The 14,989-nt window shown below is 54.1% G+C and carries 12 protein-coding genes and 1 pseudogene; 6 read left to right on the plus strand and 7 right to left on the minus strand.

What is annotated here, in order from left to right:
- Positions 1-159: 159 nt before the first annotated feature.
- The 4 genes from lldD to OGV38_RS10700 all read right to left on the minus strand — a co-directional run bounded on the left by lldD (position 160) and on the right by OGV38_RS10700 (position 4,400).
- Complete coding sequence (gene lldD / locus OGV38_RS10685) at positions 160-1,350, minus strand: FMN-dependent L-lactate dehydrogenase LldD (RefSeq protein WP_016154962.1); 1,191 nt, start codon at positions 1,348-1,350, stop codon at positions 160-162.
- Complete coding sequence (gene lldR / locus OGV38_RS10690) at positions 1,347-2,123, minus strand: transcriptional regulator LldR (protein WP_003024170.1); 777 nt, start codon at positions 2,121-2,123, stop codon at positions 1,347-1,349. Before lldR ends, lldD begins: the two co-directional genes overlap by 4 nt.
- Positions 2,120-3,775: an L-lactate permease gene (gene lldP / locus OGV38_RS10695; RefSeq protein WP_016154960.1), complete on the minus strand. Its 1,656-nt coding sequence runs from the start codon at positions 3,773-3,775 to the stop codon at positions 2,120-2,122. Before lldP ends, lldR begins: the two co-directional genes overlap by 4 nt.
- A gap of 262 nt (positions 3,776-4,037) precedes the next feature.
- The gene (locus OGV38_RS10700) at positions 4,038-4,400 is read right to left on the minus strand and encodes a YibL family ribosome-associated protein (RefSeq protein ID WP_286473286.1); all 363 of its coding nucleotides are present in this window, start codon (positions 4,398-4,400) and stop codon (positions 4,038-4,040) included.
- A gap of 292 nt (positions 4,401-4,692) precedes the next feature.
- Between OGV38_RS10700 and OGV38_RS10705 the strand changes: the two genes are divergently transcribed.
- Positions 4,693-4,899 (plus strand): hypothetical protein, encoded by a 207-nt coding sequence (locus OGV38_RS10705; RefSeq protein WP_016154958.1) that lies wholly within the window; start codon positions 4,693-4,695, stop codon positions 4,897-4,899.
- A 12-nt stretch (positions 4,900-4,911) separates the two neighbouring features.
- Here the strand turns inward: OGV38_RS10705 and mtlR are convergent, their stop codons facing one another.
- The 3 genes from mtlR to mtlA all read right to left on the minus strand — a co-directional run bounded on the left by mtlR (position 4,912) and on the right by mtlA (position 8,784).
- Positions 4,912-5,502 carry a mannitol operon repressor MtlR gene (gene mtlR / locus OGV38_RS10710; RefSeq protein ID WP_005120486.1) on the minus strand — a complete coding sequence of 197 codons (591 nt, stop codon included), beginning with the start codon at positions 5,500-5,502 and terminating at the stop codon, positions 4,912-4,914.
- Positions 5,499-6,647, minus strand: coding sequence for a mannitol-1-phosphate 5-dehydrogenase (gene mtlD, locus OGV38_RS10715; RefSeq protein WP_286473287.1), 1,149 nt, complete (start codon positions 6,645-6,647; stop codon positions 5,499-5,501). The genes mtlR and mtlD overlap by 4 nt, the downstream gene beginning before the upstream one ends.
- A 220-nt stretch (positions 6,648-6,867) precedes the next feature.
- Positions 6,868-8,784 carry a PTS mannitol transporter subunit IICBA gene (gene mtlA / locus OGV38_RS10720; RefSeq protein ID WP_016154956.1) on the minus strand — a complete coding sequence of 639 codons (1,917 nt, stop codon included), beginning with the start codon at positions 8,782-8,784 and terminating at the stop codon, positions 6,868-6,870.
- Between the two features lie 533 nt (positions 8,785-9,317).
- Here mtlA and OGV38_RS10725 point away from each other — a divergent pair.
- The 5 genes and pseudogenes from OGV38_RS10725 (at position 9,318) to selB (ending at position 14,828) form a co-directional block, all read left to right on the plus strand.
- Positions 9,318-9,680: a DUF3302 domain-containing protein gene (locus OGV38_RS10725; RefSeq protein ID WP_016154955.1), complete on the plus strand. Its 363-nt coding sequence runs from the start codon at positions 9,318-9,320 to the stop codon at positions 9,678-9,680.
- 2 nt (positions 9,681-9,682) lie between these two features.
- A pseudogene (locus tag OGV38_RS10730) lies at positions 9,683-10,818 on the plus strand (HlyD family secretion protein).
- Between the two features lie 70 nt (positions 10,819-10,888).
- Positions 10,889-11,497 carry a glutathione S-transferase gene (locus tag OGV38_RS10735; protein WP_101700432.1) on the plus strand — a complete coding sequence of 203 codons (609 nt, stop codon included), beginning with the start codon at positions 10,889-10,891 and terminating at the stop codon, positions 11,495-11,497.
- 98 nt (positions 11,498-11,595) lie between these two features.
- Positions 11,596-12,987: an L-seryl-tRNA(Sec) selenium transferase gene (selA, locus tag OGV38_RS10740; RefSeq protein WP_016154951.1), complete on the plus strand. Its 1,392-nt coding sequence runs from the start codon at positions 11,596-11,598 to the stop codon at positions 12,985-12,987.
- Positions 12,984-14,828, plus strand: a complete 1,845-nt coding sequence (selB, locus tag OGV38_RS10745) for a selenocysteine-specific translation elongation factor (protein WP_016157738.1) — start codon at positions 12,984-12,986, stop codon at positions 14,826-14,828. Before selA ends, selB begins: the two co-directional genes overlap by 4 nt.
- Positions 14,829-14,989: the final 161 nt, after the last annotated feature.

The following is a 14,989-nucleotide window of genomic DNA, read 5'->3' on the forward strand; positions in this document are numbered from 1 at the left end:
AAAATGCTGTTGTATTAGCTTGTCTATACATTTGGCAGGTGGATAAAAAGTTGTCAAATATATTGGTTGTAAATGTTAACTAGTCGTTATTTTTGGATAAAAAATGGTCGGGCTGAAAACAGACCGACCATTCAGAAAATGGGGTTTACGGGGATGTTGTTACGCTGCGCTACCCTGGACCAGAGGTGCCAGCGCGGCAGGCAGGCTCTTACCCAGTTCCTGTACCAGCGAATCACGGCTGATTTCGCTAATCGACTTCGCACCGGTCAGGGTCATCGCCACCTTCATCTCTTTCTCGATCAGGTTCAGCAGATTCGCCACACCGGCCTGGCCGTGGGTCGCCAGCGCGTACAGATAAGCACGCCCCAGCAGCACGCTATCCGCGCCCAGCGCTATCATGCGTACAACGTCCAGACCATTGCGGATCCCGCTATCAGCCAGAATGGTGATATCGCCTTTCACCGCATCGGCAATGGCGGGCAGCGCACGAGCTGAAGACAGCACGCCATCTAACTGACGGCCACCGTGGTTAGAGACAACGATACCATCCGCGCCAAAGCGTACGGCGTCGCGGGCATCTTCAGGGTCGAGGATCCCTTTGATCACCATCGGACCATCCCAGAATTCACGGATCCACTCGAGGTCTTTCCAGGAAATCGACGGATCGAAGTTATTCGCCAGCCAGCCGATGTAATCTTCAAGGCCGGTGGGTTTGCCCAGATAAGTCGAAATATTGCCTAAATCATGCGGGCGACCGTTCAGACCAACGTCCCATGCCCACTGTGGATGAGTGACTGCTTGCCAGTAGCGCCGCAGTGCCGCATTTGGGCCGCTCATACCGGAATGGGCATCACGGTAGCGTGCGCCAGGCGTTGGCATATCGACGGTAAAGACCAGCGTGGAGCAACCCGCCGCTTTGGCGCGCTCCAGTGCGTTACGCATAAAACCGCGATCGCGCAGAACATACAGCTGGAACCACATCGGACGCTTGATGGTCGGGGCGACTTCTTCAATCGGACATACGGACACTGTGGAAAGCGTAAACGGAATGCCTTTGGCATCAGCGGCGGCGGCGGCCTGAACCTCGCCCCGGCGTGCGTACATGCCGCACAAACCGACAGGCGCGAGGGCTACCGGCATGGAGAGTGTTTCGTTGAACAGCTTGGTTTCTAGGCTCAGGTCAGACATATTCTTCAGTACGCGCTGGCGCAGCGCCACCTCTGACAGGTCTGCCACGTTACGGCGCAAGGTGTGCTCGGCATACGCCCCGCCGTCAATATAGTGGAACAAGAAGGGGGGCAGGATGCGCTGGGCTGCGGCGCGATAGTCGCTGGCTGCTGAAATAATCATGTGTTGTTCTCCCTGCTATTCTCACCAGGATCACCGGGCAGGCGCGTAATACGCGCCTGCCGGGCCTGATCTTCATCAAATCGTTTAATTGTGGTGTGGACAAAACTGAGGTGCGCCATCATGGCCTTACGCGCCCCGTCGGCATCCCCGGCAACAATGGCGTCCAGCACGGCCTGATGCTGCGCCGTCAGTTGAGAAAATACCGGCGGTACCAGGTACATACGTTGGCGGCTCTGTTTTACCGAAGACTGCAGGACGTCGAAGAAACCGCGCATGGTCTGCAACAGCACCACGTTGTGCGAGGCTTCCGCAATGGCGAGATGAAAACGAACGTCAGCCTGCGAGGCGAGATCCGGATCTTCGCTTTGCGTGGCCTCGAAACAGAGCCTGATTTTCTCTTTATCCGCGGCGGTGGCCCGCATGGCTGCGTGCCAGGCGGTACTGGCTTCGATGGCGTGGCGGGCCTCCAGAATATCGAAACTGTAATCAGGATCGTCCGCCAGCAGGGTTTTCAGCGGCTGAACGATGTTTTGTTCAGACCAGGCCTCATGCTGCCAGCGGATAAACGTCCCGCCGCCACGACGGCTAATCAGTACGCCTTCACTGACCAGCTTTGCTAACGCCTCGCGCAGCGAGTTACGCGATACGCCGAGCTGTACGGCCAGTTGGCGCTCAGCGGGCAACTTCATGCCCGCCTCCAGCTGTTGTTCTTCAATCAGCGCCCGCACACGAGATGCGACTTCGTCTGACAGGCGTCTGGGCATCACTATCATGGAATCATCCAGGTTAAGACATAGGCCTGCAGCGTGGTAATCACACCCACCATGCAGGTGAAAATCAGGCTGTGTTTCACGGTAAAGCGGAACAGGTCAGACTCTTTCCCCACTAATCCCACTGCCGCACAGGCGATAGCGATAGATTGCGGCGAGATCATCTTGCCGGTCACGCCGCCGGTGGTATTTGCCGCAACCATCAGCACATCCGAAACGCCGATTTGCTGAGCAGCCGTAGCCTGCAGGGCGGCAAACAGTGCGTTTGATGAGGTGTCGGACCCGGTCAGAAATACCCCCAGCCAGCCGAGGAACGGTGAGAAGAAGGTAAACGCGCTGCCGGTGTGTGCCAGGGCCAACGCCAGGGTTGATGAAAGCCCGGAGTAGTTTGAGATAAACGCGAATGCCAGCACCATTCCGATGGAGTAAATAGGTAATGCCAGATCTTTCAGCGTGCTGCCAAAAGTCTGCAGCGCTGCGGACGGCTTCATCTTCAACCAGACGATAGACAGCAGGGCGGCAAACAAAATTGCGGTACCGGTCGCGGAGAACCAGTCAAATTTATACACCGCCGCGTAGGCTGTGGCTTCGTGTACGACCGGCGGCATACGGGCAACCAGCTTATCGAGGTACGGAACCGGAATATTGACCACCCAGTGGTACATCGCGCCGCCTGGCGCAAACAGCGCTTTAAACGGCGGTACGCTCCACAGCGTGACGGTGGCCGTCAGGAACAGGAACGGAGACCAGGCGCGGACCACCTGTCCAGCGGTATAGTGGGTGCGAGCCAGCGTCTGATCGACCTGTGAAGCGCCCATATCGCCAAAGCGGAAGATGCGTACCGGCTGCCAGCGTTTCAGGAACAGCGTCAGGCAGACCAGCGAAACCAGAGACGAGATAATGTCCGGAAGTTCCGGCCCGATAAAGTTAGAGCTGAGGTACTGCGCGATAGCAAACGAGCCGCCAGCGACCATCACCGCAGGCCAGGTCTCTTTTACGCCGCGCCAGCCATCCATAATCGCCATAATCCAGAACAACACGATAATGGTCAGGAACGGTAACTGACGGCCCACCATCTGACCAATCTCGAAACTATCCAGCCCGGTAACCTGACCGGCAACCAGAATCGGAATGCCCATTGCGCCAAAAGCGACCGGAGCGGTGTTTACGATCAGACACAAACCTGCCGCGTACAGAGGATTAAAGCCCAGACCAACCAGCAGTGCGGCGGTAATCGCTACCGGAGCGCCAAATCCTGCCGCCCCTTCGAGGAATGCGCCAAAGGAGAAACCGACAATCAGCATTTGCAGACGTTGGTCCGGGGTAATCGAGAGTATTGAGGAGCGGATGATGTCGAACTGCCCGGTTTTCACCGAGATTTTATAGACGAATACCGCGGCGATAATGATCCAGGCAATTGGCCACAAACCATAGAAGAAGCCGTACACCACGGAAGCCAGAGCGTGATCGACCGGCATTTTGTAAAACAGCAGGGCGACCGTCAGAGCGATCACCACCGTCCATGACGCCGCAACATAGCCTTTCAGCTTGAGCTTAATCAGGGCGAAGAAAAAGAACAGGATAGGGAGCGATGCGATCAGACTGGAAAGCCAGATGTTACCGGCCGGGTCGTAGTTCTGTTGCCAGAGATTCATTGCAGGTCTCCTGGGGGCCGCCGACATAATGGAATGAGTCTGTGCTCATCTCCTGGTCACATTATGTGTAAAAGTGGCCCTGCCAATATTGTTGTGTAGGGGTAATGACAATGGATGGTTAATCAAATGTTATTTATTGGCAACGGTATTGTACGCACATTTTAATGAAATGTGAGGTACTGGTAGGATCTGGCTGAAATTGGTAGGGCCAATTGCGAGGGGAAGGGAAGGACCGGGCAAGCGAATGTTGCCCGGTGGGAGATCAGAAATCGCTCTTCGCGAAGCCCGTCATCTCTTTCAGGCCCATTTCACGGCCAGGCTCGGTCATCGGGTGAACGACGATCAGGCCGCGCACGCTCTTCTTCAGCTTGCCCATGTCGGCCTGTTCTTTTTTGGTGATAGCACGACGGAAAGGAAGTTTCGCCAGCTTTTGCGCTTCTTTGCTCAGCTTCTGGCCGTGGACGTCACGCAGACGCGCAATCTCGGTTTCCAGCGTTTCTTTCTCTTGCTCCAGCTCGGCATATTTGTCGGCGGCTTCAACCAGGGACAGGTCTGCCTGCTGGTGGCGGATAGCGTCCAGACGATCGCTCAGGCGTTTAATTTCGTTTTTTTCGACTTCTTTCATAGGATAGCTTCTGATAAAAATAGGATGAATATCCTATAGTATGCGCGCAGAGCGGGATTATTCACAACTAATCGAAGATAAATAATCAAATGTTGCAAGTATTATTCAGCTAATGAAAATACTACTATTTTGATTAATAAGGAATTTTAAGTGATAAGGTCGGCCGTGGTGCTTTTTATTGACGGGTTCATAGTGAAGCACGTTTTCCTCAATATAATCGCCCAACCGATCCTAAACTTAAATGAGCAACCGCGCAGGCTGAGCGCGGTTAATACATGGAGGAGGGAAGATTATGGCGAAAATAGGTGAGAACGTTTCGGCCCTTATTGATAAGACGGTCGATTTTATGGCTTCAAGCCAGGCTTTTCGCGAATATCTGAATAAAACACCACCGCGCAACGTTGTCCCTACTGAAATACCGCAGGAGAATGCGCAGCTGTATCTGCAACGTCTGGCGTATTATCGGCAGCTGTATCGACCGCAGCAGGAAGAGAAGTAAGCCTGCAGGGTCTTATTTTTGAAAGGCTTTTTTTAAGCTGATTTTAGAAATCAGCTCGGTCAGGGAAAGTACCATCGTGGAGCGTACCATCTGCTGGTAGCGCTGAATCTGCATTGCGTGCAAACCTGAGTCTGAGGTATCAAACTGCGGTGGCGGCGGGAGTGCCGTCACGCAGTGGAGTTCGCCAAACGGGCCAAGAATTTCGTCGTCGGTGAACGCGTATTCATTACCGTCATGGTTTAACTCTTCCCGCAGCGCCATCAGAAGCTCCGCATCTTCATACTCCGGCCGGCTGAGTACGCCCAGACCGTAAATTAGCTTCAGACGAACGGAAAGATCGCCCAGCGGACCGTCGCCGTCGAGCAGGGGTTCTACGGCATATTTTACCGCATAGTCGTCTTTGCGAAATACCTGAAGCACAAGGATATTCACCGCTTCGGTGAGCAGTTCTACGGCGGTGATGAGGAAGCTGCGTACGGTTTTGCCAGCATTCAGACGCTCAAGCACACGATTTTCAAAGGCCTGCGTTTGTTCCATTATTGCCTGCATATCTGACAATCTGTCATTTGGGCGCAGGCTGACCTGCGCCACATTCTCTATCATTTGGTTGCGTTATATGCGTTAACCGCCTCCGCCACCACATCACTGTTGGCATCCAGACCGGAAACCTGTGCCAGCGCGGCCTGTGGACCTTTTTCGTCAATCAGCGCGGCCAGTTCCTGGGCCTGCGGATCTTCTTCACTGCGATAGTGCATCGCTGCAGCAATACCGGTGACCAGATTCGCGTGCGGCAGGCCATACTCCAGCGTGCCCAGCAGCGGTTTAATCAGACGGTCGCCCGCGCTCAGTTTACGCAGCGGCTGACGACCCACGCGCTCAACGTCATCTTTCAGATACGGGTTTTCAAAGCGACCGAGGATTTTCTGAATGTATGCCGCATGTTTTGCTGCATCAAAGCCATAGCGTTTGATCAGTACCGCGCCGCTCTCTTCCATCGCACCTTTTACCACTGCACGGATTTTCTCGTCGAGAATCGCGTCACGGATGGTCTGATGACCGGTCAATTTTCCGAGGTACGCGGTTATAGCATGCCCGGTGTTCAGCGTGAAGAGTTTACGTTCGACAAATGCCATCAGGTTATCAGTTAATTCCATTCCCGGGATGTTAGGCAGTTCGCCTTTGAACTGTGTTTTGTCGACAATCCACTCACTGAAGGTTTCGACGGTGACTTCCAGCGGATCGTTGGTCGCAGAAGCCGAAGGGGGAACAATGCGGTCCACGGCGGAATCGACGAAGCCAACATGTTCTTCAACCCAAGATTTGTTTTCATCTGCCAGCGCGTTCATAACGTGGCCTTTCAACTGGGTGGTTCCGCGCACCATGTTTTCACAGGCGATAATATTCAGCGGAGTGGCGATGCCCTGCGCCTTGCGTTTAACCAGCCCTTTGGCGATGGCCGGAGCGATACGCTCAAGCACGACCGGGCCGACGGCGGTAGTGACTAAATCTACCTGGGCAATCAGATCGACAACATCATCGCCGATGCTGCTCACGGCGTTGACGCCGGAAACGGTATCAACCTGCTCGTTTTCACCCACCACATGAACCTGATAGCTATGACGGGCATTCAGGGCATCGAGCACGACCTGGTTTACATCCGCGAACGTCAGTTGTATCCCCGCGTCCGCCAGCAGTTTGCCGATAAAGCCACGACCGATATTACCTGCGCCAAAATGTAATGCTTTCATAGTATTAACCTTCATTAATGTTTTTACCCAAGAGGGCTGGGGTGAGGCGTTTCCCTCAACCTAACCCTCTCCACAAGGGAGAGGATATCGCCTTCATATTTCGAACTGCAGATGCGTTGGCTCTCCTCGCTCACCCCAGTCACGTACTTATGTACGCTCCTGGGGATTCGCTGCGTTGCCGCCTTTCTGCAGCTCGAACTATTTTGGAGATACTTAATGGTTAAGCTTTTTTACCAGCCAGCAGTTCCAGAACTTCATCCACGCTGGTGGTATGGGCCAGACGTTCGATTACGGATTCGTCATCCAGAGCGTTGGTCAGGCTGGTGATCACCTGGATATGTTCATTGTTACGTGCGGCGATACCAATGACCAGGCGGGCAATGTCGTCTTCTTCTTCACCGAAGCGCACGCCTTCTGGGTACTGGCAGAACACCACGCCGGTTTTCAGCACGCGGTCTTTGGCTTCAACCGTACCGTGCGGCACTGCGATGGACTCACCGAGGTAAGTCGGGGTCAGTTTTTCGCGGTCCAGCATCGCCTCGACGTATTCTGGCTCAACGTAGCCGCCTTTCACCAGTTGCTCACCGGCAAAGCGAATCGCTTCTTCTTTGTTAGTGGCTTTACGGCCGAGGAAGATATTCTCCGCACCCAGTTTGAACAGGTGGGTATCACCCTCTTCGAAGCTGTCTTTCAGGTGATCGCGGACTTTCTCTTCGTTCACGTTGTGGCGCTGTGCAGCAACCAGACGTTCGGTCAGGCTGGCGTACAGGCCGCTGTCGAGGAAGTTGGTCAGCGAAATGTGTTGCGCCTGAGGCACCTGGCGCATCGCACGTTCGGTCAGGTCACGGTGGGTAATGACCAGATCGACATCCGGCGGCAGATTGTTAATCGCGCTGTTGGTGACGGAAATCTGAGACAGACCGGCATCCTGCACTTTCTTGCGCAGTACGCCCGCCCCCATGGCGCTGGAGCCCATACCCGCATCGCAGGCAACGATGATTTTACGCACATGGCTCAGGTCGTTAGTCACGTCGCCAGCCGCCAGCGGAGATGCACCTTTGGATTCCGCTTTCATGTCGTGCATACGACGAGTAGCGGCATCAATGTCATCATCTTCTTTCACTTTGCTGGTTTTCAGCAGAATGGCTGAGACGACAAAGGAGACAGCCATTGCGGCACAGATAGCAGCGATGTTCGCGAAGTAAGCACCCTTCGGCGTCATTGCCAGTACGGCCAGGATAGAACCCGGAGAAGCCGGAGAAACTAGGCCGCCGTTCAGGATAGTCAGGGTAAATACGCCAGTCATACCGCCGAGGATAACGGCCAGGATCAGACGCGGGTTCATCAGCACGTACGGGAAGTAAATTTCGTGGATACCACCCAGGAAGTGGATGATAGCCGCGCCGCCTGCAGACTGCTTAGCGCTGCCGCGACCGAAGAACATGTATGCCAGCAGAACGCCCATACCCGGACCCGGGTTAGCTTCAATCAGGAAGAAGATGGATTTGCCCATCTCGTGGGACTGCTGAATACCCAGCGGTGAGAAAATACCGTGGTTGATGGCGTTGTTGAGGAACAGGATTTTCGCCGGTTCAACGAAGATAGACGCCAGCGGCAGCATGTCATGGACAACCATGAAGTTAACGCCTGCCGCCAGGATTTTGGACAGTGCTTCAACCAATGGGCCAATGCCAAGGAATGCCAGAATGGCGAGGATCATCCCGATGATGCCTGCGGAGAAGTTATTCACCAGCATCTCAAAACCGGACTTGATCTTACCGTCTACCCAGTTGTCGAAATGTTTGATAGCCCAGCCGCCCAGCGGACCTGCGATCATCGCGCCGAGGAACATTGGCATATCGGCACCGACGATAACGCCCATGGTGGTGATAGCACCCACCACGCCGCCACGCTCGCCGCCAACCAGCTTACCACCGGTATAACCGATCAGCAGCGGCAGCAGATAGGTGATCATTGGGCCGACAAGCTTCGCCAGCGTTTCGTTCGGCAACCACCCTGTCGGAATGAATAATGCGGTGATAATACCCCACGCGATAAACGCGCCGATATTTGGCATCACCATGTTACTGAGGAATCGACCAAAGCTTTGCACTTTGATCTTAATATCGGATGACATAAAAACACCCCTTCTTATGTTTGCTGTCGCGCAGGCTAAAAGCCCGAGGTTTGTTAATGTAGCGGCAGGAGGTAGCCGGACCCTGTAGATACTGCGAAATCTGGCACTGAATCGTTCAACTGTCCAGTCGACGGCTTTTTATGTGACGTTTGTCACGTAAATATAGGGTGTATGGCGTTAGTTAATGTGATTTTCATCACAAAATATCGGTACAAAAAAACATCACAGGTCAAAGATTGGCTAAAAATGGGCGTTAAGTGTGAAGTTGTTCACGTTTTTGCTTTGGCTGTTTGTTGAGTATTTGTGATCTACTTCGCAATAAATATTTGTCTGGATTTTTCCTGGTGTGATCTGGAGCGGATTCTGTTTCATAACCTATTTCTTGCAACTACCCCGCAAGCCATCAACCTGAAAATTTATACCCTGGTGGTATGGCGGAAATGACTAACTGCAATTATGTTCAAATTACCAGCCATGACTCCTTTCGGCTGCCTGCAATTGAAAGCTCTGATTAGCGTGAATACGAGGCGGGTATGTTTCTAAACTATTTCGCGTTAGGTGTGCTGATCTTCGTTTTTCTGGTTCTGTTTTACGGAATCATCGCCATCCATGATATTCCCTATAACATGGCTAAGAAGCGCAACCATCCCCATGCCGATGCCATCCATACGGCGGGTTGGGTGAGTTTATTTACGCTGCATGTTATTTGGCCCTTCCTGTGGATCTGGGCCACGCTCTATCAGCCAGAACGAGGCTGGGGAATGCAGTCACACATCACGCCGTCCGGGAAGGAACCTGACCCTGAAATTGCCGCGCTGGCCGCGCGCATCACCCAGTTGGAAAATAGACTGGATGGGGAGAAAAAAAACGATAACTCCACCTTTCCGGAGATTTGATCATGGACTTGTTGATTGTCCTGACCTATGTGGCATTCGCCTGGGCCATTTTTAAAATATTCCGTATTCCGGTAAATCAATGGACGCTTGCTACCGCCGCATTAGGTGGGGTGTTTATTGTGGCGGGACTCATTTTATTAATGAACTATAACCACCCGTATACCTTTACGGCGCAAAAGGCGGTTATTTCAATTCCTGTTACCCCACAGGTCACCGGAATTGTTAGTGAGGTGACAGATAAAAATAATCAGCTGATTAAAAAAGGCGAGGTGTTATTTAAACTCGATCCCGTTCGTTATCAGGCGCGGGTCGACAGGCTGCAGGCCGACCTGGTGACCGCTACGCACAACATCGACAATATGAAAGCGCAGCTGTCTGAAGCCGTAGCCAACACCACCCGCGTTTCCGCTGAACGAGATCGCCTGTATAAAGATTATCAACGCTATTTGAAGGGCAGTCAGGCGAAGGTTAATCCATTCTCTGAAAGCGACATCGACAACGCCCGGCAAAACTATCTGGCGCAGGATGCGCTGGTCAAAGGCTCCGTTGCTGAACAGACGCAGATTCAGAGCCAGTTAGACAGTATGGTCAATGGAGAGCAATCTCAGGTTGCGTCTCTGCGCGCCCAGCTCGCTGAAGCCAAATACAATCTTGAGCAGACTATCGTACGTGCCCCAGCAACGGTTATGTAACGCAGGTGCTTATCCGGCCCGGGACCTATGCCGCCGCGCTGCCTCTGCGCCCGGTGATGGTATTTATTCCGGAACAAAAACGGCAAATCGTGGCGCAATTCCGCCAGAATTCGTTGCTGCGCCTTAAACCGGGTGATGAAGCGGAAGTGGTCTTCAACGCGCTGCCAGGCCAGGTATTCTCCGGCAAGCTCACCAGCATTCTGCCGGTTGTTCCGGGCGGTTCTTATCAGGCGCAGGGAGCATTACAGTCCTTAACGGTGCTGCCGGGTACCGATGGCGTGCTGGCCACGATTGAGCTGGCTCCCAATGCCGATGTGGATGCGCTGCCGGACGGTATCTATGCCCAGGTGGCGGTCTATTCCGACCATTTCGCTCACGTTTCAGTGATGCGAAAAGTGCTGCTGCGCATGACCAGTTGGATGCATTACCTTTATTTGGATCATTGAGACCGTCATCACCTGCCATTTGCACTGACCTGAGCCATACTGATATTTTTGTTGGCAAAAAGGACCCGGCATGAAACTCATTGGCAGCTATACCAGCCCTTTTGTGCGTAAAATTTCTATTCTGTTACTGGAAAAGGGTATCACCTTCGAATTTGTGAATGAACTCCCCTATAACGCAGATAGCGGCGTGGCACGCTATAACCCGTTAGGAAAAGTGCCCGCGTTGGTTACCGATGAGGGCGAGTACTGGTTTGACTCTCCGATCATCGCGGAATACATAGAACTGCTGGATATTGCGCCAGCGATGCTGCCGCGTGAACCACTGGCGGCGCTGAAGGTACGCCAGTTGGAAGCGCTGGCCGATGGCATTATGGATGCCGGTTTAGTCTCGGTACGCGAACAGGCTCGCCCCGTCGCACAGCAGTCAGAAACCGAACTGTTACGCCAGCGAGAAAAGATTACCCGTAGTCTGGATATGCTGGAAGGTTATCTGGCGGAGGGTACGCTGAAAACGGATACGGTTAACCTGGCAACCATTGCGATTGCCTGTGCCGTCGGTTATCTCAATTTCCGTCGGGTTGCGCCCGGCTGGTGTGTTGATCGCCCGCGTCTGGTCAAACTGGTGGAAACGCTCTTTCAACGCGAAAGTTTTGCCCGTACGGAACCGCCAAAGGCTTGATACACATTATACTCGCCTAAGCAAAGTCACGGTACAATCCTTCCTATATCGATATCCCTCTCCACGGTGGAGAGGGCCACCAACAGCCAGGCCCTTTCATGACAACCGACATGCGTTCACTCTACAGCCAGCTTCCTGCGATCGATCGTTTATTGCGCGATAGCGCCTTCCCAGCTTTACGTGAGTCTCACGGTCATACCCGGGTGGTTGACCTGCTGCGTCACATGCTCGACGAAGCCAGAGAAGCTATTCGCGACACGCACGCGCTCCCGGCATGGTGTGAGGACTGGGCGCAAGAGGCCTGCGCCCGGCTGGAACGAGAATCGCAAAGTGCGCTGCGTCCGGTGATTAACCTGACCGGAACGGTGCTGCATACCAATCTTGGGCGCGCATCGCAGGCCGAAGAAGCGATCGAGGCGGTGGTGCAGGCGATGCGCACGCCGGTGACGCTGGAATACAGCCTGGATGATGCCGGGCGTGGGCATCGGGATCGGGCCCTGGCGGATTTACTCTGCCGTCTGACGGGGGCGGAAGACGCCTGTATCGTCAATAACAATGCGGCAGCGGTTTTGCTGATGCTGGCGGCCACAGCTAACGGCAAAGAGGTGGTCGTTTCACGCGGAGAACTGGTAGAAATTGGCGGCGCATTTCGTATTCCGGACGTGATGTGTCAGGCCGGATGTATTCTGCGCGAAGTGGGTACCACCAACCGGACCCACACGAAAGATTATCGTCAGGCGGTAAATGAAAACACCGGTCTGCTGATGAAAGTGCATACCAGTAATTACAGCATCGAAGGCTTTACGAAGTCGGTGGATGAGGCAGAGCTGGCCACTATTGGCAAGGAGCTGGATGTTCCGGTAGTGGCGGATCTCGGCAGCGGCTCGCTGGTCGATCTCAGCCAGTATGGATTACCGCAGGAGCCGATGCCGCAACAGCTGATTGCCGCTGGCGTTAGCCTGGTGAGCTTCTCTGGCGATAAATTACTGGGAGGGCCGCAGGCAGGGATTATTGTCGGTAAAAAAGAGATGATCGCGCGCTTACAGAGCCATCCGCTGAAACGTGCATTACGGGCTGATAAAATGACGCTGGCTGCGCTGGAAGCGACGCTGCGGCTCTACCTGCACCCGGAAGCGCTGGCAGCGAAGTTGCCGACGTTACGCCAGCTCACCCGCTCGCAGGAGGCTGTCCACGCGCAGGCACAACAATTACAGGCACGGCTTGCTGATCATTACGGCGACGAATTCGCCCTGAACGTTATGCCTTGTTTATCGCAGATAGGCAGCGGTTCGCTACCTGTTGATAGGCTGCCCAGCGCGGCATTAACCTTTACGCCACATGACGGGCGCGGTAGCCGCCTCGAAGCACTGGCCGCCCGTTGGCGTGCGCTGCCCGTGCCGATCATTGGGCGAATTTATGATGGTCGCTTATGGCTGGATCTGCGCTGCCTTGAGGACGAGACCCGGTTTATGGAGATGATGCTAAAATGATTATTGCAACCGCCGGACACGTTGACCACGGAAAAACAACGTTATTACAGGCGATTACCGGCGTGAATGCCGACCGTTTGCCGGAAGAAAAAAAGCGCGGCATGACCATCGATCTCGGTTATGCCTACTGGCCGCAGCCGGACGGAAGGATTCTGGGATTTATCGATGTTCCCGGACACGAAAAGTTTTTGTCCAACATGCTGGCGGGTGTCGGCGGGATCGACCATGCGCTGCTGGTGGTGGCGTGTGATGACGGCGTGATGGCGCAAACGCGTGAGCATTTGCAAATTCTGCAACTGACGGGCAACCCGCAGATCACCGTGGCGCTCACGAAAGCCGATCGCGTGGATGACGATCGCATCAACGCGGTACGTACTGAGGTGCATACTGCGCTTGAAAACTATGGATTCGCCGATGCGGTTCTGTTCGTGACGGCTGCCAGTGAAGGTCGTGGAATCGAAGAACTGCGCGATCATTTACAGCAATTAACGTCGCGCGAGCATGCCCGCGATTGCAGCTTTCGCCTGGCGATTGACCGTGCCTTTACGGTCAAAGGCGCGGGTCTGGTGGTGACCGGGACGGCGCTTAGCGGTGAGGTGACTGTTGGTGACACGCTGTGGCTCACGGGCGTCAACAAACCGATGCGCGTGCGTAGCTTGCATGCGCAAAATCAGGCCACCGATCGCGCGCAGGCGGGGCAACGTATTGCGCTGAATATTGCCGGTGATGCACAAAAAGAAGAGCTTAACCGCGGCGACTGGCTGCTGTCCGATGCACCGCCAGAGGCGTTTACCCGCGTGATTGTCTCTTTGGAGCATGCCGCGCCGCTGATGCAGTGGCAACCGCTGCATATTCACCACGCGGCCAGCCACGTCACCGGCAGAATCTCCCTGCTTGAAGGGACGCTGGCGGAACTGGTGTTTGATACACCGCTCTGGCTCGCCGATAACGACCGTCTGGTGCTACGCGATATTTCGGCCCGCACGACGCTGGCTGGCGCGCGCGTGGTAACGCTCAATCCGCCGCGTCGCGGGAAGCGTAAGCCGGAATATTTGCAGTGGCTGGCAGCACTGGAGAAGGTGCAGAGCGACGGCGAAGCTCTGGCGCTGCATCTGACGCGCGGGGCGGTGAATATTCCTGACTTCGCCTGGGCGCGTCAGCTCAACGGCAACGGTATGCGTCCGTTGATTGAGCTGCATGGCTTTATTCAGGCGGGATACAGTCTGTTGAATGCTGCCGTTGCAGCGCGCTGGCAGCGGAAAGTCCTTGATACGCTGGCGACGTACCACGAACAGCACCGTGATGAACCAGGACCTGGGCGAGAACGCCTGCGCCGTATGGCTTTGCCGATGGAAGATGAAGCGCTGGTCCTGCTGCTGATTGAAAAGATGCGTGAGAGCGGAGCCATCCATAGTCATCATGGCTGGCTGCATTTGCCGGATCATAAGGCCGGTTTCAGCGAAGAGCAGCAGGCTATCTGGCAAAAAGCAGAACCGCTTTTTGGCGATGAGCCGTGGTGGGTGCGCGATTTGGCAAAACAGACGGGCACAGATGAGCAGATGATGCGTGTGGCGTTACGACAAGCAGCGCAGCAAGGCATCATCACCGCGATCGTCAAAGATCGCTATTACCGTAACGATCGGATTGTGGCCTTTGCCAATATGATCCGCGAACTGGATCAGGAGAAAGGATCGACCTGTGCTGCCGATTTCCGCGACAGGCTTAACGTTGGACGCAAATTGGCTATCCAGATTCTGGAATATTTTGACCGCATTGGTTTTACGCGTCGCCGGGGAAATGATCATTTATTACGCGATGCTTTGTTGTTTCCCGAAAAGTAATGAAACAATTAATTCAGGAATTAAATGAATTAATACAAAATAAATATTGATTGAAATAAGCACATTAGATTATGAACCTAATGTGCTTTTTAATTGTGGGTGTTATTAAAATAACAACCACGATCATATTTTGTTGGATATTTCACTCGTATGCTTCCTGA

Source organism: Citrobacter sp. Cb080 (assembly GCF_030334745.1).
GTDB lineage: Bacteria > Pseudomonadota > Gammaproteobacteria > Enterobacterales > Enterobacteriaceae > Citrobacter > Citrobacter braakii.